The 19,923-nt window shown below is 67.4% G+C and carries 18 protein-coding genes; 12 read left to right on the top strand and 6 right to left on the bottom strand.

Annotated features, from left to right (window positions below):
* Positions 1 to 30 precede the first annotated feature (30 nt).
* Together AB6806_RS10665 and AB6806_RS10660 are read right to left on the bottom strand one after the other, a co-directional pair.
* Entirely contained in the window at positions 31 to 1,911 is a 1,881-nt protein-coding gene (locus AB6806_RS10665; RefSeq protein WP_370954575.1) for an ABC transporter ATP-binding protein, read from the bottom strand.
* A 98-nt stretch (positions 1,912 to 2,009) separates the two neighbouring features.
* Positions 2,010 to 3,002 (bottom strand): heparin lyase I family protein, encoded by a 993-nt coding sequence (locus tag AB6806_RS10660; RefSeq protein ID WP_370954574.1) that lies wholly within the window; start codon positions 3,000 to 3,002, stop codon positions 2,010 to 2,012.
* Between the two features lie 166 nt (positions 3,003 to 3,168).
* Between AB6806_RS10660 and AB6806_RS10655 the strand changes: the two genes are divergently transcribed.
* The 11 genes from AB6806_RS10655 (at position 3,169) to AB6806_RS10605 (ending at position 16,211) form a co-directional block, all read left to right on the top strand.
* Positions 3,169 to 5,904 carry an ABC transporter transmembrane domain-containing protein gene (locus AB6806_RS10655; RefSeq protein ID WP_370954573.1) on the top strand — a complete coding sequence of 912 codons (2,736 nt, stop codon included), beginning with the start codon at positions 3,169 to 3,171 and terminating at the stop codon, positions 5,902 to 5,904.
* Positions 5,901 to 6,353 carry a Crp/Fnr family transcriptional regulator gene (locus AB6806_RS10650; protein ID WP_038363736.1) on the top strand — a complete coding sequence of 151 codons (453 nt, stop codon included), beginning with the start codon at positions 5,901 to 5,903 and terminating at the stop codon, positions 6,351 to 6,353. Before AB6806_RS10655 ends, AB6806_RS10650 begins: the two co-directional genes overlap by 4 nt.
* Before the next feature lie 13 nt (positions 6,354 to 6,366).
* Complete coding sequence (locus tag AB6806_RS10645) at positions 6,367 to 8,184, top strand: adenylate/guanylate cyclase domain-containing protein (RefSeq protein ID WP_370954572.1); 1,818 nt, start codon at positions 6,367 to 6,369, stop codon at positions 8,182 to 8,184.
* An 87-nt stretch (positions 8,185 to 8,271) separates the two neighbouring features.
* Positions 8,272 to 8,934, top strand: coding sequence for a class I SAM-dependent methyltransferase (locus tag AB6806_RS10640; protein WP_370954571.1), 663 nt, complete (start codon positions 8,272 to 8,274; stop codon positions 8,932 to 8,934).
* Positions 8,931 to 10,181 (top strand): glycosyltransferase family 4 protein, encoded by a 1,251-nt coding sequence (locus AB6806_RS10635; protein WP_370954570.1) that lies wholly within the window; start codon positions 8,931 to 8,933, stop codon positions 10,179 to 10,181. The genes AB6806_RS10640 and AB6806_RS10635 overlap by 4 nt, the downstream gene beginning before the upstream one ends.
* Entirely contained in the window at positions 10,178 to 11,374 is a 1,197-nt protein-coding gene (locus AB6806_RS10630) for a glycosyltransferase family protein (RefSeq protein WP_370954569.1), read from the top strand. The genes AB6806_RS10635 and AB6806_RS10630 overlap by 4 nt, the downstream gene beginning before the upstream one ends.
* 165 nt (positions 11,375 to 11,539) lie before the next feature.
* On the top strand, positions 11,540 to 12,526 hold the full coding sequence (gene cobS / locus AB6806_RS10625; protein WP_038363744.1) for a cobaltochelatase subunit CobS: 987 nt from the start codon (positions 11,540 to 11,542) through the stop codon (positions 12,524 to 12,526).
* A 16-nt stretch (positions 12,527 to 12,542) separates the two neighbouring features.
* A complete protein-coding gene (locus tag AB6806_RS10620; protein ID WP_142022056.1) occupies positions 12,543 to 12,893 on the top strand; it encodes a GFA family protein in 351 nt (116 codons plus the stop codon).
* A gap of 8 nt (positions 12,894 to 12,901) precedes the next feature.
* Positions 12,902 to 13,318 (top strand): GNAT family N-acetyltransferase, encoded by a 417-nt coding sequence (locus AB6806_RS10615; RefSeq protein ID WP_142022055.1) that lies wholly within the window; start codon positions 12,902 to 12,904, stop codon positions 13,316 to 13,318.
* Positions 13,315 to 15,213, top strand: coding sequence for a cobaltochelatase subunit CobT (gene cobT / locus AB6806_RS10610; protein WP_038363748.1), 1,899 nt, complete (start codon positions 13,315 to 13,317; stop codon positions 15,211 to 15,213). The genes AB6806_RS10615 and cobT overlap by 4 nt, the downstream gene beginning before the upstream one ends.
* A complete protein-coding gene (locus tag AB6806_RS10605; protein ID WP_142022054.1) occupies positions 15,213 to 16,211 on the top strand; it encodes an esterase-like activity of phytase family protein in 999 nt (332 codons plus the stop codon). The genes cobT and AB6806_RS10605 overlap by 1 nt, the downstream gene beginning before the upstream one ends.
* A gap of 173 nt (positions 16,212 to 16,384) precedes the next feature.
* Here the strand turns inward: AB6806_RS10605 and rpmB are convergent, their stop codons facing one another.
* On the bottom strand, positions 16,385 to 16,672 hold the full coding sequence (gene rpmB, locus AB6806_RS10600; protein WP_038363751.1) for a 50S ribosomal protein L28: 288 nt from the start codon (positions 16,670 to 16,672) through the stop codon (positions 16,385 to 16,387).
* Positions 16,673 to 16,963: 291 nt separating this feature from the next.
* Between rpmB and AB6806_RS10595 the strand changes: the two genes are divergently transcribed.
* Positions 16,964 to 17,776 carry a DUF3108 domain-containing protein gene (locus tag AB6806_RS10595; RefSeq protein ID WP_038364412.1) on the top strand — a complete coding sequence of 271 codons (813 nt, stop codon included), beginning with the start codon at positions 16,964 to 16,966 and terminating at the stop codon, positions 17,774 to 17,776.
* 119 nt (positions 17,777 to 17,895) lie between these two features.
* Here AB6806_RS10595 and AB6806_RS10590 read toward each other — a convergent pair whose 3' ends face one another.
* The 3 genes from AB6806_RS10590 to AB6806_RS10580 are packed head-to-tail and all read right to left on the bottom strand — an operon-like array spanning position 17,896 to position 19,771.
* Positions 17,896 to 18,225, bottom strand: a complete 330-nt coding sequence (locus AB6806_RS10590; RefSeq protein WP_112763569.1) for a DMT family transporter — start codon at positions 18,223 to 18,225, stop codon at positions 17,896 to 17,898.
* A complete protein-coding gene (locus AB6806_RS10585) occupies positions 18,222 to 18,584 on the bottom strand; it encodes an NIPSNAP family protein (RefSeq protein WP_133564782.1) in 363 nt (120 codons plus the stop codon). Before AB6806_RS10585 ends, AB6806_RS10590 begins: the two co-directional genes overlap by 4 nt.
* 2 nt (positions 18,585 to 18,586) lie before the next feature.
* Positions 18,587 to 19,771 carry a pyridoxal phosphate-dependent aminotransferase gene (locus AB6806_RS10580; RefSeq protein ID WP_113254962.1) on the bottom strand — a complete coding sequence of 395 codons (1,185 nt, stop codon included), beginning with the start codon at positions 19,769 to 19,771 and terminating at the stop codon, positions 18,587 to 18,589.
* Positions 19,772 to 19,923 lie beyond the last annotated feature (152 nt).

Here is a 19,923-nt window from a genome sequence, read left to right as displayed (position 1 = left end):
AGCGGCGCGTCGGAGGAAGGCGGCGCTTCGTCACGACACCAGCTCCTTCACATCGGCATTCGGCCGCGCCAGCACATAATGGCCGTCGCCGAGGGCCAGGTGCGTGAGCTCGCGGTCGTCCGCCCCGTGCTTGAAGGCGCTGCCCCAGCCGCTATCGTCCGAGGCGCCGCCGGGCGCGGCCAGCTTGAAGTCGAGCTTGCGGTCGAGATCGGCGAAGGGCACCGAGCGCAGCAGCGCCTTGGTGTAGGGATGGACGGGCCGGGTGAACAGCGTGTGGCGCGGCGCGAGCTCGACGATGCGGCCGTTGGCCATCACCGCGATGCGGTCGGCCATGTAGTTCACGACCGCGAGGTTGTGCGAGATGAACAGGAAGGTCAGGCCGCGCTCGGCCTGCAGGTCCTTCAGCAGGTTGAGGATCTGCGCCTGGACTGAGACGTCGAGCGCCGAGACCGGCTCGTCGCAGATGATGAGGTCGGGATCGAGCGCGAGCGCGCGGGCGATGCCGATGCGCTGGCGCTGTCCGCCGGAGAAGGAATGCGGATAGCGGTTGAGGAAGCGGGTATCGAGGCCGACATCCTGCATCAGCGCCTTGACCCGCTCGGCCTGTCCGGGCGCCTCGCCGCGCTCGTGGATGACCAGCGGCTCGCGCAGGATGCTCTTCACGGTCATGCGCGGCGAGAGCGACGAGACCGGGTCCTGGAAGATCATCTGGACGCGCGGGCGGAAAGCGCGCAGCGCCTCGCCCTCGAGCGCCAGCACATCGGTCCGCCGATGGCCGTCATCGAAGATCACCTCGCCGGAATCGGCGGTGACGGCGCGCATGACGATCTTGCTGACGGTGGTCTTGCCGCAGCCGCTCTCGCCGACGAGGCCGAGGCATTCGCCACGGCGGATATCGAAGCCGACATCGTTGACCGCCTTGACGACGGAAAGGCTGCCCTTGCCGAAGAAGCCGCGCGAGCCGGTGACATAGGTCTTGTGCAGGTTGCGCACGCGCAGGAGCGGAGCCGCATCGGCGGCCGGCGCGGGCGCTGGCTTCGCCGCGGCGGGCGGGCGGGCCCGTGCCTCGCGCAGGGCCACGAGCCGCTCGCCCTCCTGCATGTCGAAATGCGGCGAGGCTTTCAGCAGCGCCTTCAGATAGGGGTGGCGCGGGCGCCTGAAGATGTCCTCGACCTGGCCGCGCTCCATGATCTCGCCGTGGAAGATGACGACGACCTCGTCGGCCATGTTGGCGACGACGCCGAGATCGTGGGTGATCAGCAGGATCGCCATGCCCATCTCGGCCTGGAGATCGCGCATCAGGTCGAGGACCTGGGCCTGGATGGTGACGTCGAGGGCGGTGGTCGGCTCGTCGGCGATGAGCAGCGCCGGCTGGCAGATCAGCGCCATCGCCAGCATGGCACGCTGGCGCAGGCCGCCGGACAATTCGAAGGGGTAGAGTCCGGAGGCGCGATGCGGGTTCTTGAAGCCGACGCGCTTGAGCATCGCCTCGATCAGCTCGCGTGCCTGCGCCTTCGGCATCGGGCGGTGCAGGAGCAGGGCTTCCTCGATCTGGTTGCCGATGGTGTGGACCGGCGAGAGCGAGGACATCGGCTCCTGAAAGATCATGCCGATGCGGCCGCCGCGCAGCGCGCGGATGCCCGGGCCTTCCCTTGGCAGGGCGGCGATGTCGATCACGGCGTCGGGCGCGAGCGGGTCGCGGAACAGGATCTCGCCGCCGGTGACGGAGCCCGCGCGCGGCAGCAGCCCCATGATCGCCTGCGAGATCACCGATTTGCCCGAGCCGGATTCGCCGACCAGCGCGACCGTCTTGCCGGCGGGAACACGCAGGCCGACGCCCTTCACCACGTCGCGGGCGAGGCCGTGGACCGTGAAACCGATACGCAGATCGCTAACGCGAAGAATGTCCATGAACCGAACTTGTACTTCCCCTCGGGAGGTCCTTACCCTCACCTGACGTCACTAGACGTCGAAAGTTCCGTCTTGCCAATGGCTTTCGGCAGGCCGGATCACTCGGACGGACATTGGCCGGCGCGGATGACATCGCTGCAACGCGGGCCGCGGCGGAAATCGTCGTAGCTGATGCTCCAGGGCTGTACGTTCGGGGCGCGATAGGGACCGAATTTGAAATATTGATTACGGTCGAGGCCCGGTGCCGCGTGCCCGATGTGACCTTTGACCGTGACGATCGGGATGCCGTCGGCCAGAATCTCGATATGGCCGTCGCCGGACGGGCCGGGCTGCGAGCGGACCACGAAATCGATCCAGCCTTTCTGGGCCGCAGGCAGGTCGGCATGGCGCGTCACCCGGATTCCGGGGGCGCAGGCGCCGAAATAGGAGGGATATTCCTCCGGCACCGAGCCGCTCTCGATGGCGACCAGCGCCCGTGTCTGGTGGACCTGCGGTCGGCTGAGCACGCGCGCCTCTCCGGGCAGGCAGCCTTGCGGGCGCTGCGGGCCGCCGATCGGATAGGATTCGACCAGGTCGGTCTCGACGGTGAAGCCGAGACGGCCCCGGTAGAGCCGCAGGGCCAGGAAGGGCGAGAAGTCGCCTCGCGCGTCGCGCAGGATCTCGCGCTTCCACTGCGCCATCACATATCTGCGATCATCCTGCGGCAGCGGATCGTTCAGCCGCATGGCGAAGCCGTACCAGACGGTCCGCGAGTAGGAGGCGAGAACCTCCGGGCGCTCCCAGACTTCGGCGCGCTCGCTGCAGGCCCTGGCGCGCGGATCGCAGGACGGCATCGCCGTCAGGGTCAGCTCGCCCCGCCCGCGCAAGGGCGAGCGCGTGCCGAAAACAACCTGCCCGCCACGCTGTTCGGGGTTGTCCTTGTAGAAAAGGCCGCCTTCGGGCGCGAAACCGCGCTGCTCGAAGCCATCGGTCAGGACGAAGTCGGCCGGATCGGTCGGGGGTGTCGTCGCAGCGGGCTGTGCCGCCGAGAGCAGGAGCAGCGACAGCAACGCCGCGCGCCCGAGCCGATGCCTGACGGCAAGATCGCCCATATATCCCCCCGCATGCGACCGGCCCCGTCGCCGATCCACGCTTTCGCCGCTAACCGACGCACATTGTACAGCACCGCGTACTAACCATATATGGACACCCGCGGGGTGCGGTCTGCGGGGCATAATACAATCGGGCGCGTGTCCGCGCCGAACAGGATCGTCTCCTTTGGAGCCCAACCTTTTCCGCTACATCTGGCAGAAGAGTCGCGGCGAGCAGATCGTCGTCCTGGCGATTATCCTCGTGTCGATCCCGTTCAACTGGGCTTCGTTCGACGTTCCCAAGCGCATCGTCAACGACGCGATCCAGGGCGGCGCCTTCAAGGGCGGCCACACCACCGCGACCCTGATGGACCTCACGCTACGCCTGCCGTCCTGGCTGGGCGGCGCCAGCGTCAAGCTGTTCGAGGGCTTCCAGGTCGGGCAGCTCGGCCTGCTGATCGGGCTTTCCAGCTATTTCCTGCTGCTCGTCCTGATCAACGGCGCCTTCAAATACGTCATCAACGTGCGCAAGGGCATCCTCGGCGAGCGCATGCTGCGGCGCATGCGCTACGACCTCTTCAGCCAGCTCATGCGCTTCCGGCCGGAGGATATCCGGGCGGTCAAGCCGGCCGAGATCGCGAGCATGATCAAGGACGAGGTCGAGCCGGTCGGCAGCTTCGTCGGCGACGCCTTCATCCAGCCGGTCTTCCTGCTCAGCCAGGCGCTGACGGCGCTCGTCTTCATCATGGCGCAGAGCTTCTGGCTGGGCTCGATCGCGCTGCTGATCGTTCTGGCGCAGGCGATCATCATCCCGATCCTGCGGCGCGAGCAGCTTCGGCTCGGGCGCCAGCGGCAGATCGTCTCGCGCCAGCTCGCCGGGCGCATCGGCGAGATCGTCGATGCCGGTCCGATGATCCAGGCGCATGGCGCGACGGCCTATGTCCAGTCCGACATCGCCGGGCGGCTCGGGCGTCTCTTCGACATCCGCTACGCGCTCTACAAGCGCAAATTCGCGGTCAAGTTCCTGAACAACCTGCTGGCTCAGGTCACGCCGTTCTTCTTCTACGCGATCGGCGGCTATTTCGCGTTGCAGGGGCGGCTCGACATCGGCCAGCTCGTCGCCGTGATCGCCGCCTATCGCGACCTGCCGCCGCCGATCAAGGAACTGATCGACTGGGATCAGCAGCGCAACGACGTCACCATCAAATACGATCAGGTCATCTCGCAGTTCAACAGCGACGACACGCTGGTGCTCGACGAGGAGAAGGCGGTGGCGCCGCTGCCGGCGACTGGCGAGGTCCAGGTCGAGGCGCTGCAATTGCTCGACAATCGCGGCCAGCCCCTGCTGACGCCGCTCTCCTTCGGCGTGCCACGCCCCGGCATCGTCGCGGTCGTCGGGCCCCATGGCGGCGGCAAGGATGTGCTCGGGCGCATCCTCGGCCGCCAGGCCACCAACTATACCGGCCGCGTCCTGATCGACGGGGAGCCGCTCGCGACCATGTCGGTCGAGCGAGCGAGCCACATCATCGGCTATGCCGGCGACGAGGCCGAGATCATCGCGGGGTCGATGCGCGACAACATCCTGCTGCCGCTGCAGCGGCACCGCCCGACCCTGAAGCCGGCGGGGGCGGTCACGCCGGCCGAGCATCGCCACTTCGTCGAGGCGATACGCTCGGGCAATTCACCCTTTCCCTTCGAGGCGGACTGGACCGATTACGACGGCGCGGGCCTGGGCGACCGGGGCGCGCTCGCCAAGCGGGTGCGCGAGCTCCTCGACGTGCTGGGCTGCACCGAGGACGTCTACAGCCTCGGCCTCGGCGGCAAGGTGATGCCGCCGCTCAGCGAGGAGGGGACGCAGCGCCTGATCGAGGCGCGTCGCGCGGTCGCCCACGAGCTCGCGCGCACCGATCTCGGCGAGCTGATCGAGCCCTTCGTCGCCGATCGCTACAACGCCAATGCGAGCGTGGCGGAAAACCTGATCTTCGGGACGCGGACGACGCCGCGCTTCGACAATGCGACCTTGCTGTTCGAGCCCTACGCCCATGCGATCCTGAAGGCGGAGGCCTTGATCGAGCCGCTGGCGGAGATCGGGGCGCGGATCGTCGCGACCGTGGTCGAAATCTTCGCAGGGCTGCCGCAGGGCCATGCGCTGTTCGAGCGCTATTCCTTCGGGGCCAATTTCGAGCTGGAGCGGCTGGGCGAGCTTTCGGATATCCTGGCGAAGCAGGACATGCGCTCGCCGCTCGATCAGGAGAGCGAGCGCGATCTCGTCGCGCTTGCACTCGGCTATATCGAGCCCAAGCACAGGCTGAACCTGATCGACCAGCGCCTGCAAAGGCGGATTCTGCGGGCCCGCGCCAGCTTCCGCAAGCATCTGCCGGCCAATGCGGTGGACGATGTCGATTTCTACGACCCCGACAAGGTGATGTTCGGCGCCAGCGTGCGCGACAACCTGCTGTTCGGCCGTATCGGCTACGGGGTGGTCGATGCCGAGCGCAAGGTCGCCGATGTGGTTCATCGGGCGCTGTCGCGCGCCGGGCTCGAGGGCGCGCTCTATCGCCTGGGGCTGGACACGGAAAGCGGCATCCGGGGGCGTTACCTGCCGGCGCGGCTGCGCCAGGCGATCCCGCTGATGCAGGCCCTGATCAAGGCGCCGCAGATCGCGGTGCTCGACGTCACCGGGCTTTTGGCGATATCGGACGATCCCGCCGGCATCGTCGCCCGCCTGCGCGGCTATTGCAGCGGCATGACGCTGTTTCTTCTTGTGGGAGATGCTAATCTGGTCGAGGACGTTCCGTTGCGGGTGGTCTTCCACGGCTCGACCGGCTCGGTCGAGGCTGGAGCCTTGCCGGAGGCGGCGAACGATGCCGGCCGGCAGCCGCCTCGCTTCGAGGACGTCCAGCGGATGGAGGTACGGTCATGACGCTCGAAACCGATATCGCCTGCCTGCGTGAACTGCCGCTGTTCCGCGAGCTGCCGCCGTCCCGCCTCAAGCTCGTGGCGCTGATGGGCGAGCGGCTGAGCTTTCCCGCCGGAACGCTGCTCGTCCGCGACCAGGACCGGCCCGACGGGGTCTATGTCATCCTCCGGGGTGAAGTCGAGTTCTCGCAGAAGCGCGAGGACGGCGGCGGCCGCCGCTTCCAGAAGGAGGCGGGCAGCATCATCGGCGACGTCTCGCTGCTGAGCGGCAAGCGCTTCCTCGGCAAGGTCACGGCCGGCTCCGACGTGCTGGCCCTGCGGATCCCGAAGGATCTGTTCTTCGAGCTGCTGCAGACCGTGCCGGAGTTCAGCCTTGCCATCTGCCGGGATCTGGCCGACCGCGTGGCGCGCCTGGCAAACGTCCTGCTGCACGAGGACGAACCGGTTTTATGAAGCAGGCCAGCGTATGAGTTTGCCACAGATCGCCGGCGCCAGGCGGGCAGCCATGGACGCCGGCATGCAGCAAGTATCGTCCTGGAGCCGCGACATCCGCCTGGTTTCCGGGCTGATCCTGCTGGCTTTCGCGACCACGCATTTCATCAATCACGCCGTCGGCATCTTCGGGCTGCAGGCCATGGAGGCGGTGCAGAACTGGCGCTACTGGTTCTGGCACACTTGGCCCGGCACGGTGGCGCTCTACGGTTCCTTCATCGTCCATCCGCTCTTCGCACTGGTGCGGGTCGCGCAGCGCCGCACCTTCAAGATGCCGGTCCGGGAGATGCTCCAGATCGCGCTCGGCCTCGCGATCCCGCTGCTGCTCGTCGATCACATCATCAGCACGCGGGTGATGGGGGCCTATTTTCAGGTCGACGAGAGCTATCATTCGATGCTGCGGCGGCTGTGGCCGCGCCTGGCCCTGTCGCAGTCCCTCCTGCTTCTGCTGGTCTGGACGCATGGGATGATCGGCATCCATTTCCTGCTGCGCTCGCGGGACAGTTACCGGCACTGGCGCGACGTCTTCCTGCTGGCGGCGATCCTGGTGCCGCTGCTGGCGCTGATCGGCTTCGCGGTCGGTGCGCGCGAGGCGTTGCAGATGGCGCTGCCGCCCGAGCGGATCAGCCAGGCGCAGGAGTCGATGTTCGACTTCAACGTGACCTGGGCGAAGGGGCTGTTCTACGGCCTCGTCGGCTCTTTCGTGCTGTTCGTCGGCGCGCGCGAGATCAGGGTGCGGACCACGCGGCAGATCACGATGCGCTTCGTCGGGCACGGCACGCGGCGATTGGCTCCGGGCCCGACCGTGCTGGAGATGTTCCGCCGTTTCGGCATTCCCCATGCGGCGCTCTGCGGCGGCAGGGCGCGCTGCGCCACCTGCCGCGTCCTGGTGATCGACGGCGCGGACACCCTGCCGCCGCCGACGGCCAACGAGGCCAAGCTGCTGCGGCGAATCTCGGCGCCCGATCGCGTCAGGTTGGCATGCCAGATCCGGCCGCGCGACGATCTCCAGGTCCAGATCCTGCTCGCCTCGCGCCTCAACGCCGCGCCGGGGCGCGGCCTCGAGCCGGACGCGACCATGGGCAAGCGCGATCTGACCGTGGTGGTGGCGGATCTCAGGGCCTTCTCCGCCCTGTCGGAACGGCAATTGCCGCAGGAGCTCATCGGCCTGCTGAATCGCTTCTTCGACGAGATGGGCCAGGCGATCACCGCCCATGAGGGACGCATCGACGCCTTCTATGGCGACGGCTTCATGGCGGTGTTCGGTCTGGAGGGCTCACAGGCCAGGGCGGCGCAGGCGGCGATCGCGGCCGCGGCCGACATCGTGCGCGCCGTCGAGGCGCTCAACCGCGAGTTCGGCGCCGCGCTGCCTTTGCCGCTCAGGATCGGCATCGGCATCCACACCGGCAACGCCATCACCGGTGCGGTCGGGAACGACAATCTCGGCCGGCGCGAGATCACGGTCGGCGAGACGGTGATGATCGCGAGCCAGCTCGAATCGGCGACGCGCCGGGTGCTCTCCGATGTCGTCGTCTCGGAGGACGCCATCCGGGCGAGCGGGCGCAGCTATGCCGGCACGACCGCTCTCAAGATCGCGATCAAGGGGCGCGAGAAGCCCCTCATCGCCTATGGCTTCGCCAGCGCGCCCGAGATCGCCAAGCGCAAGCGGGAGAGCGCGGCCGTTGCGGCGGCCCCGTCGGGCGCCACGGCCGGCGGCGAGGTGGCTGCGGTCGCAGAGGCAGGACCGGAGGGGGCTTCCGACGCTGCGCGCCCGAAGCCGCCCGCGCCCTGAGCCTGCCGGCTCGGGCTTTCGCGCCCCCTATCCATGGGTCATGACCGCCTCTATGGTCCGCCCGCCCTCATCCTATCCGAACGAACCATGACGCCAGAACCGCCCGTCGAGGCTTTCCACGACCTGCTGAAGGGCATGGCGGCCCTGTCGGGCAACCGTATCGTCGGCGACATCGCCCGGCTCTACGGCAAGGACGCGCCGCCCGACCTCTCGATCGCCTGCAACCATAAGCAGATCGCCTCGAAGCAGTGGCTGGTCGAGGCACTGGCCGAGACCTTGCCGCGGCCCGATGGCCCGGTCTGGGTGCTTGGCGCCTGGTATGGCGTGCTCGGCGCGCTGCTGCTCGACGACGACCGGCTCGATATCGGGCAGGTCGTCAGCCTCGACATTGATCCCACCTGCGCGCCGGTGGCCGAGACGCTGAACCATCGCCATGTCGCCACCGGCCGCTTCCGGGCCGTGACCGCCGACATGACGGAGCTGGATTTCGCCGCGCTTTCGCCGGCACCGGGACTCGTCGTCAACACGAGCTGCGAGCATCTCGACGACGTGCCGGGCTGGCTTGCGAGCTTGCCGGCCGGGCTGCCGCTGCTACTGCAGTCGAACGACTATTATCGGGAGCCCGATCATCGCAGCTGCGTGCCTTCGCTCGAAGCCTTTCGCGAGCAGGCGGGATTGGCGGAGATCTGCTTCGCCGGAGCGCGGCCGACGAAGAACTACACCCGCTTCATGCTGATCGGCCGGCGATGAGCCGTTCTGCTCCGCCGCGCATCGCGATCGCGATGAAAGGTTATCCGCGCCTGTCGGAAACCTTCATCGCGCAGGAACTGCTGGGATTGCAGCAGCGCGACGTCCCCTTCGAGATCTGGTCGCTGCGCCACCCGACCGATGCTGACCGGCATCTGATGCACAAGCAGATCACGGCGCCGCTGCGCTATCTGCCGGAATATCTGCATGACGAATGGGCGCGCGTGATGCGCGGCATCCTTGCCGCGCTGCTGCGGCGGGGGTTGGTGCGGCTGCTGCCGGTCTTCCTGCGCGATCTCGCCCGCGACCGCACGCGCAACCGCTGGCGCCGCTTTGGCCAAGCCTGCGTCATGGCGCGGGAATTGCCCGCCGATATCCGGCATCTGCATGTGCATTATCTGCACACGCCGGCCTCGGTCATCCGCTATGCGGCGCTGCTGCGCGGCCTGAGCTGGTCCTTCTCCGCTCACGCCAAGGATATCTGGACGACGCCCGACTGGGAGAAGCGCGAGAAGATCGCTGATGCCGCCTGGGGCGTCACCTGCACGCAGGATGGGCATGGCGAGCTGGAGAGGCTCTCCGATCCGCCCGGCAAGGTCGCATTGGTCTATCACGGGCTCGAGCTCACGCGCTTTCCGGCGCCCGTCGCCCGTTCGCTGCGTGATGGATCGGATGCGGCCGATCCGGTGCGTTTTGTCACGGTCGGGCGCGCCGTCGCCAAGAAAGGCTTCGACGATCTGCTGAACGCGCTGGCACGGCTGCCCAGCGTGCTGCAGTGGCGGCTGACCCATATCGGCGGCGGCGAGATGCTGAAGGCGCTCAAGCAACAGGCGCAGGCGCTGGGCCTCGTGGACCGGATCATCTGGGCGGGGCCGAAGGCGCAGGGCGAGGTGATCGCCGCCTTGCAGGAGGCCGATATCTTCGTGCTGCCTTCCAAACAGGCGGGGGATGGCGACCGCGACGGCCTGCCCAATGTCGTGATGGAGGCGGCGAGCCAGAAGCTGCCGATCGTCGCGACCGATTTCGCCGGCATCCCCGAATTCGTGCGGCCGGGCGTCGAAGGGCTGCTCGTGCCGCCCGGCGATGTCGATGGATTGGCGATGGCGCTGGCTGAACTCGCCGGCTCGCCGGAGAAGCGCGCGGTGCTGGGGGAGGCCGCTTTCCTGCGATTGACGACATCCTTCTCGGCCGCCGCCGGGCTGGACCGGATCGCCGGCATGCTGCGGGCCTCGTCGGGCGAGGGCGCATGAGCGGCACGGTCCTGATCGTCGTCACGCATCTGCTTGGCAGCGGGCATCTGGTGCGGGCGGCGCATCTGGCCCGGGCACTGGTGCGCGGCGGCTTCGCGGTGACGCTCGCCAGCGGCGGCATGACGCTGCGGTCGATGGAGGGGGAGCCCTTCGCTTTCGTGCAATTGCCGCCGGTCAGGACCGAGGGCGTCGATTTCCGCAGCTTGCTCGATGGGGCGGGGCGGCCAGTCGAGGCCGGGCGGATGGCCGCGCGCATCGCCATGCTGGAAGCGCTGGCGGCGCGTTTGCGGCCGGACGTCGTCGTCACCGAGCATTTCCCCTTCGGCCGCCGGCAACTGGCTGAGGAATTCCTGGCTGCGATTGCGGCCGCGAAGGCGGCGAACCCGGCTGCTCTGGTGCTGGCCTCGGTGCGGGACGTGCTGGTGACGCCTAAGCCCAAGCGCATCGCCGAGGCGCATGAGCGTATCGCAGGGCTGTTCGATGCCGTGCTGGTCCATGGCGAGGACGATTTCCTGCCGCTGGATCGATCCTGGCCGGTCGATGCCGGGCTCAGGGCCAAGCTGCGCTATACGGGCTATCTCGCGGACAGGCCGAAGCCTGCTCCAAGCGTCCTTCGAGACGCCATCTCCGGCGAAATGGCTCCTCAGGATGAAGGCCTGGAGGGGAGGGGCGAAATCGTCGTCTCCGGCGGCGGTTCGGCTGCGGCCATGCCGCTGTTCGAGCTTGCTCTCGCCGCCGCGCGTTTGGGGCCGGCGACGCGGCGTTGGCGCATTCTCGTCGGGCGCGGCGTGTCGGAGGAGGCGTTCGGGCGCCTGATGGCCGGGGCGCCGGACCATGCCATCGTCGAACGCGCGCGGCCCGATTTCCCCGCTTTGCTCGCCGGCTGCGCGCTGTCGATCAGCCAGGCCGGCTACAACACTGTGCTCGATCTGATCGCGGCGCGGAGGCCGGCCATCGTCGTGCCTTTCGATGCGGGGGCGGAGACGGAGCAGGCTGTCCGGGCCGAGGCGCTGGAACGGGCCGGGCTTGCCCTGTGCCTGCGGCTGTCGGGCGCCGAGCCATTGACGGCCGAGGGGCTGGCTCGCGCCGTCGAGACGCAGATCGGGCGGCCCGTTCCGGCCGGCGGGTTTCGGCCCGATGATGGAGGACGCGCCGTCGCGGCGGTGAAACGGCTGCTGCGGGAGCGGCGTTGAGATGTCCGGGACACTGAGCCGGCATGCCCTTTGCGTGGGCTGGGGTGCAGCTTTGCGAATTGCCGCTTCCGGTCTTTCGCTCTAATGAGGGATGATCCGCCTCCCTCCTCGGTCGGCACTGGGTAACCGGCAACTTCCGGTCAAGGCCCTGCGCCCGGAGACACGATGATGACGACGACGACCGCGCCCGGATTGCCCGACATGAAGCTGTCGGTGCGCCAGACCTTCGGGATCGACACAGACCTCGAGGTGCCGGCCTTTTCGGTAGCCGATCCGCATGTGCCGGATTTCGACCCGGATTACCGTTTTGATCGCGACACCACGATCGCGATCCTCGCCGGCTTCGCGCATAACCGCCGCGTCATGATCTCGGGCTATCACGGCACCGGCAAGTCGACCCATATCGAGCAGGTCGCCGCCCGGCTGAACTGGCCCTGCGTGCGCGTCAACCTCGACAGCCATGTCTCGCGCCTCGACCTCGTCGGCAAGGACGCGATCGTGCTGAAGGAAGGCAAGCAGATCACCGAGTTCCAGGACGGCATCCTGCCCTGGGCGCTGCAGAACAACATCGCGCTGGTCTTCGACGAATACGATGCCGGCCGCCCGGACGTGATGTTCGTGATCCAGCGCGTGCTGGAGCAGTCCGGCAAGCTCACCCTGCTCGATCAGAAGCGCGTCATCCGCCCGCATGGGGCCTTCCGGCTGTTCGCCACCGCCAACACGGTCGGCCTCGGCGACACGTCCGGCCTCTATCACGGCACGCAGCAGATCAACCAGGGCCAGATGGACCGCTGGTCGATCGTGACCACGCTGAACTACCTGCCGCATGACAACGAGGTCGCGATCGTTCTGGCGAAGTCGAAGCACTACCAGAAGAGCCCGGAGGGCAAGGACATCGTCAACAAGATGGTCCGCGTCGCCGATCTCACCCGCAACGCCTTCATGAACGGCGATCTCTCGACCGTGATGAGCCCGCGTACCGTCATCACCTGGGCCGAGAACGCGGCGATCTTCGGCGATATCGGCTTCGCCTTCCGCGTCACCTTCCTGAACAAGTGCGACGAGATGGAGCGCACGCTGGTGGCCGAGTTCTTCCAGCGCTCCTTCGGCAAGGAACTGCCCGAGAGCGCCGCGAACGTGGTGCTGAGCTAACGAGAGGACGCGCGCCATGGCGCAGTATCAGGGAAGCTGCCACTGCGGGCGGGTCGCCTACGAGGTCGAGGCCGATCTCGGGCAGACGCTCACCTGCAACTGCTCCTACTGCCAGCGCCGTGGCTCGATTCTCGCGTTCTCGCCCGCGAGCTCATTTGCCCTGACCAAGGGCGAGGATGCGCTGACCGAGTACCGCTTCCATACGCAGAAGATCCAGCATCTGTTCTGCGAGAGCTGCGGCATCGAATCCTTTGCCAAGGCGAATGGGCCCGACGGCACGCCGATGGTCGCGGTGAATGTGCGCTGCCTCGTCGGCGTCGAGCCGACCGAATTGTCGCCGACGGCCTATGACGGGCGCTCGCGCTAGGGGGAGCGATGGTCGCGATCACGGTCGAGCCCGAGCAGGACGAGACGCGTGCCGCGGTGTTGCGCGGCCTGAGCGCCCATAACCAGTCGAGGGTCGGCCCGCGCAACGGCAAGCCGCTGACGATTAGCCTGCGCGATGCGGATGGCGCGATCCTCGGTGGGCTGGTCGGCGAGCTGAAGTGGGAATGGCTCCATGTCGACCTGTTCTGGATCGACGAAAGCCAGCGCGGTGCGGGACAGGGCGCGGCCATCATGGCCGAGGCCGAGCAGCGGGCGAGGGATTATGGCGCACATGGCGTCTATCTCTCGACGATGAGCATCCAGGCTCCTGATTTCTACCCCAAGCTGGGCTATCGCGAGTGCGGTCGGATGGAGAACTATCCGGTGGCCGGTCAAACGCTGCATCATTTCACGAAGGCGCTATGAGCATCTCGAACCGCAAGCCCGGAACGCCGAAGGAAGCCCCGGCCGAGCCGCTGAAGCGGGCGATTTCCGGTGCGATGAAGGCCATCGCGCGCAAGCCGGAGATGGAAATCGTCTTCGCCGCCGACAAGCCTTCTCTGGTCGGCGAGCGGGCACGCCTGCCCGAGCCGCCGCGCAAGCTGACGGCCGGCGATGTCGCGGTGTTGCGCGGGCACGCCGATTCGATGGCGTTGCGCCTCGCCTGCCATGATGCTGCGATCCACCGCCGCGCCGCGCCGGAGGGCGATGCGGCGCGCGCCGTCTTCGACGCGGTCGAGCAGGCGCGGGTCGAGTGCATCGGCGCGCGGCGCATGTCCGGCATGGCCGGCAACATCTCCGCGATGCTGGAGGACCGCTATCACCGCGGCGGGCGCTATGAGGAGATCACCGACCGGGCCGATGCGCCGCTCGAGGATGCGGTGGCGCTCATGGTGCGCGAGCGGCTGACGGGGCTGAAGCCGCCCAAGGCGGCCGAAAAGATCGTCGAGCTCTGGCGCGAGCAGATCGAGGCCAAGGCCGGGGACGATCTCGACCGGCTGTCGAAGACCATCGAGGACCAGCGCGGCTTCGCCCGCACGGTGCGCGACATGTTGGCGGCGCTCGACATGGCCGACCAGAGCGCGCAGGGCGACGAATCCGAGGAGGACGAGGACAATCAGGATCAGTCCTCCGAGGATCAGCAGCAGCAGGAAGGCGAGTCCGACCAGGAGAGCGGCTCCGACCGCTCCGAGGTCGAGGTCAGCGAGGATGCGACCGAGGAATTGCAGGAGGGCGCCTCCGAATCATCCGACGCGCCGGCGGGCGACTGGGAGGAGGAGGACGAGAACTCCGAATCCGAGGAGGCCGGCGAGGCGCCACGCCCGCGCGAAGGCAAGAATGACGGCCGCCTGGCGACGGACTACAAGGCCTATACGGTCAAGTTCGACGAGATCGTCACGGCCGAGGAGCTCTGCGACGCCGAGGAGCTGACCCGCCTGCGCGCCTATCTCGACAAGCAGCTCGCGCATTTGCAGGGCGTCGTCGCGAGGCTTGCAAACCGGCTGCAGCGCCGCCTGATGGCGCAGCAGAACCGTTCTTGGCAGTTCGACCTGGAGGAGGGTGCGCTCGACCCGGCTAGGCTGCCGCGCATCATCATCGACCCGTTCCAGCCGCTCTCCTTCCGGCAGGAATCGGATGTGAATTTCCGCGACACGGTCGTCACGCTGCTGATCGACAATTCCGGCTCGATGCGCGGCCGGCCGATCACGGTCGCGGCGACCTGCGCCGACATCCTGGCGCGGACGCTGGAGCGCTGCGGCGTCAAGGTCGAATTGCTCGGCTTCACCACGCGCGCCTGGAAGGGCGGGTTGTCGCGCGAGGCCTGGCTGCAATCGGGCAAGCCGGCCAATCCGGGCCGCCTGAACGATCTCAGGCACATCATCTACAAGGCCGCCGATGCGCCCTGGCGCCGTGCCCGCAAGAACCTCGGGCTGATGATGCGCGAGGGGCTGCTCAAGGAGAATATCGACGGCGAGGCGCTGGACTGGGCACATAAGCGCCTGCTCGGCCGGCCCGAGCAGCGCAAGATCCTGATGGTGATCTCGGACGGCGCGCCGGTCGATGATTCCACGCTGTCGGTCAATGCCGGCAACTATCTGGAGCGGCATCTGCGCCATGTCATCGCCGAGATCGAGACGCGCTCGCCGGTCGAGCTGATCGCCATCGGCATCGGCCATGACGTCACGCGCTATTACCGCCGCGCCGTCACCATCGTCGATGCCGAGGAGCTCGGCGGTGTCATGACCGAGAAGCTCGCAGAGCTGTTCGAGGAAGATGGCCCGGCTTCCGGATCCGCTTCCGGCTCGCGCCGCCTGCACTGATGCGCCTTAGCCGTCGTGGCCTGCTGGCAGGGCTGGGTTCGCTCGCGCTGCCACCGGCGGCGCAAGCGATCGAGCAGAATCGCTTTTCCGTCGAGATCGGCGCGCGGCGCATCGCCGCCTTCGAGCCGCGCAGCCCGGAGAAGCGGCGCTTCGGCGCCTTGCAGTTTCGCGGCGGGCTCGTGCTGTCCTGCAGCCATCCGCGCTTCGGCGGGTTCTCCGGGCTGTGGCGTTCCGTCGATGGGCGCGAACTCGTTTCGGTCAGTGATCGCGGCTATTGGCTGACGGCGAAGGTCGCCTCGGACGCTGGGCGGCCGGTCGGGCTGGGGAGCGCCGAGATGGCACCCATCCTCGGCGCCTCGGGGCGGCCGCTGGCGCGCACGCGCTCCTTCGACACGGAGAGCCTCGCGATTGCCGGTGGCGTCGCCTATGTCGGCGTCGAGCGCACGCATGAGGTGCTGCGCTTCGACTGGGCCGGGGAGGGCGTCGAGGCGCGGGCGCGCTCGCTGCCGGTGCCGCCCGAGGTCAAGCGCCTGCCGAGCAACCGCAGCCTGGAGGCGGTCGGCGTGGTGCCGGCGGGGCCGCTTGCCGGCACCGTGGTCGCGATCGCCGAGCGCTCCGGCCGCGAGAACGAGCCGACGCTGGGGGTGATCCTGAGCCCCGGCCGGCCGGGGCTGTTCAAGGTCGTGCGCCATGACGGCTACGACATCACCGATCTCGCCTTCCTGCCCTCCGGCGACATGCTGGTGCTGGAGCGCTGGTACAGGCCGTGGCGTGGCGTCGGCATGCGGATCCGGCGAATCGCCGGGCGCGACCTCAAGCCCGGCGCGCTGCTCGACGGGCCCTACCTGATCGAGGCCGATCTCGGTTTTGAGATCGACAATATGGAAGGGCTCTCTGTCCATCTGGATCAGGGGCGGACGATTCTCACCCTGATCTCGGACGATAATTTCTCGATCCTGCAGCGCACGCTGCTGCTGGAATTCGAGCTGGTCGCATAGTGGGCGTCATGGTCGGGCTTGACCCGACCATCTCTTGCCGAATGAAGTTCCGATGCCTTCTCGTCCCGAGATTCTCGGGTCTGCACTACGCTTCGCCCGAGAATGACGCCTCATTCGCCAACGAAAAAAGCGGCCTTGCGGCCGCTTCGTTCAAACCCGAGATGAAAACCCGCTCAGTTGGCAGCGAGCTTCTTCTCGAGGTCGCGCTTCAGGCCGAGAGCGCCGACCGAGAGGTCGTCGGCCGCAGCCTTGAGCAGGAAGGCGTCGAGGCCGCCGCGATGCTCGACCGAACGCAGGGCGTTGGCCGAGATGCGCAGGCGCACCGAACGACCGAGCGCGTCCGACTGCAGCGTCACATTGACGAGGTTCGGGCGGAAGACGGTCTTCGTCTTGCGGTTCGAGTGGCTGACGAGGTGGCCGCTCTGGGTGGCTTTCCCGGTCAGTTCGCAACGGCGGGCCATGGCAATCGTTCCTTGCATCCCCGGTTCGCTCAAATAAAAATGCCGACACGCGACGTGCCGGCCATCGAGCACCGGAAGTCAAATTGAGTTGGCGGTTCCATAGCCAAGGCTGTGAGCCACGTCAAGAAAAACTCCAAGCACCGCGATGGCAATCCATCAGCGTTAAGGGATCGTAAAGCGCCGGGCCGGATGCTTTCATCGGAAAGCTGCCCGAGGGCGGCGCTGCGGTCACGATTCGGACCGATTCACAATGCATGTCGCGGCATGATCGCGCCGCTCCGGAGGAACTGGATGAAGCCCGCCGTCGCATCGTCCCTGGCAGGTCTGATCCTCTCGATCTCTTTCGCCACCGCGGCGGTGGAGGCGGCGTCGCTCGACGCCAGATACGATGTCTCGCTGCTCGGCATCACCTTCGGCAAGGCCGGCCTGAGCGGCAGCATCGACGGCGCCAACTACAAGCTCGACCTCGTCGCCAAGCTGACCGGCGTGGTCGGCGGGGTGACCGGCGGCCGCGGCTCGGGCGCCGCGACGGGGGCGCTCGTCGGCGGCAAGCTCTCGCCCAAGACCTTCGCTGTGAGCGCGGCCAACTCCAGCGAGAGCCGCACCGTGCGGATGGCGCTCGCCGACAACAGCGTCGCCGGCATCGACATCGAGCCGCCGATCGACGAGAAGCCGGATCGCGTGCCGCTGACCGATGGCAACAAGCGCAACATCGTCGACCCGCTCAGCGCTTTCATCATGCCGGTCAACGGCAAGGGTAAGGACGCCTGCAACCGCACCCTGCCGATCTTCGACGGCGCGGCGCGCTACGACATCAAGCTCTCGAGCGCGGGCACCCGCCACGTCAAGCTCGACGGCTATAGCGGGCCGGTCTCGATCTGCCAGGCGCGCTATGTCCCCATCGCCGGCCACCGGGCGCTCCGGCCCAGCACCAAGTTCATGGCCGAGAACAAGGATATCACCACCTGGCTCGCGCCCGTGGCGGGCACCGATGTGATGGTGCCGGTGCGCATCTCGGTGAAGACGATGATTGGCACGGCGGTGATCGAGGCGTCGAGCTTCAAGGTCGACCCGGGCGTGACGGCGAGCGCGGCTCGGAACTGACGGGATCTGCCGTCGTGCTCGGGCTTGACCCGAGCATCTCTGAAACAAGAGCCTTCCCGTCATGAGATTCTCGGGTCGAAGCCGTGCTTCGCCCGAGAATGACGCCCGGCAGCAAGCCTTCAATGCGCCGCCGACTTCGAGAACAGGTTGATCACCATGACACCGGCGACGATCAGCGCCATGCCGCCGAGCGCGGGCAGGTCGAGCTTCTGGTCGAAAAGCACCAGCGCGATCAGGCTGATCAGCACGATCCCGACGCCCGACCAGATCGCATAGGCGATGCCGACGGGGATCGTCCGCAGGCACAGCGACAGGAAATAAAACGCGCAGAAGAAGGCCGCGACGGTGATCAGAGACGGCACCAGCCGCGTGAACTCGTTCGAGGCCTTCAGCGCCGAGGTGCCGATCACCTCGCTGACGATGGCGATGGCCAGGTAGAGATAGCTCATGCGGTCACGGCGTTCGTCCGGCGTTCCGAGGGAGCGCGGGACGCGCCGCGGTCATCCTCGAAAACCGGCCGGAAGAAGGAGCGCTCATAGCTGACGATGAAGCGGTCCTTTTCGTTCATCGCGAAGGCGGCCTGACATTCCGGGTCCGTGGCTGCGCGCTCGCGATACTCTTCATAGGCTGCGAGCGACGGGAAACTGAACATCGCCAGCGCGACGTTGGAGGTTCCTTCCGACGGCATGAAATAGCCGTGATGCACGCCGCCGAACTTCTCGACGAGCCGGATCCAGAGCTTGCCATAGGCCTCGAAGGCCGGAAGCTGATAGGGATCGACGATATAGCGCAGATGGCAGGTTATCATGCTCAGGCCACCTGCCGGCTTTCGAGGAAAGCGCGCATCCGTTCCAGCGCCTTCTCGATGTTCTCCAGCGAGTTGGCATAGGAGAGGCGGATATAGCCCTCGCCATGGACGCCAAAATCCGGGCCGCCGATGGTGGCGACGCCGGCATCCTCCAGCAGGGCGGAGGCGAGCTTCTTCGCTTTCCAGCCGGTCCTGGAGACGTTCGGGAAGGCGTAGAAGGCGCCCTTCGGTACGGCGCAGGAGACGCCGGGCAGGCCGTTCAGCCCCTTCACCACCGCCTTCCGGCGCCTGTCGAACTCGGCCACCATGGCGTGGACGGCATCCTGCGGGCCGGTCAGCGCCGCCAGCCCCGCCCATTGCGCGGGGGCGTTGACGCAGGAATGCGAGTTGACCGCGAGCTTGCGGGCGTTGTCGTAGAGCGGCTTCGGCCAGACCGAGTAGCCCAGCCGCCAGCCGGTCATGGCGTAGGTCTTCGACCAGCCGTTGAGCAGGATCAGCCGGTCGCGGATCTCGGGATAGCTGAGCAGGCAGACGTGGCTTTCGCCGTCATAGACCATCTGGTCGTAGATCTCGTCCGACATGACCGCGACGTCGGGAAACTTCGCCAGGCCTGCGACGAGCTTGTCGACCTCGCTCTTGGGCGTGACGCCGCCGGTCGGGTTGGCCGGCGAATTGACGATGAGCAGGCGCGTCCTCGGCGTGATCAGCGAGAGCGTCTCCTCGGCGGAGAAGGCGAAGCCGTTCTCCTCGCGGACCGGCACCGGGATCGGCGTCGCGCCAGTGTATTCGATCATCGAGCGGTAGATCGGGAAGCCGGGGTCGGGATACAGAATTTCCGCGCCGGGCTCGCCGAACATCAGGATCGCCATGAACATGGTGACCTTGCCGCCGGGCACGATCATCACGTTCTCCGGCGAGACCTCCACGGAAAAGCGCTTGTGCAGATCGGCAGCGACGGCCTCGCGCAGCGGCAGGATGCCATTCGCCGGGGTGTAGCCGTGATGGCCGTCGCGCAGCGCCTTCACCGCCGCCTCGACGATATGCTCCGGCGTCGCGAAATCGGGCTGGCCGATGCCGAGATTGATGATGTCCTTGCCCTGCCGCTGCAGTTCCGTCGCCCGTGCCAGCACGGCGAAGGCGTTCTCCTCGCCGATTCGGGCGAAGGCGGGGGCGACATGGAGGGTCATGATGGCCTCGGGCGTGATCGTTTCCGGCGGCCTGCTTGCCAGCGGCCTTAGGCCACAGTCTTCGCCGGAAAGGGCGCTGCGATGCAAGCCCGCGCGGTCGGTCGCGCCCCGACCATGCAAGGCGCGCATGAAAAATAGTATGATTTATCGTG

The organism is Allobosea sp. RCC_152_1, assembly GCF_041360765.1.
Taxonomy (GTDB): domain Bacteria; phylum Pseudomonadota; class Alphaproteobacteria; order Rhizobiales; family Beijerinckiaceae; genus Allobosea; species Allobosea spartocytisi.
This window is presented reverse-complemented; position numbering and strand designations above follow the sequence as displayed.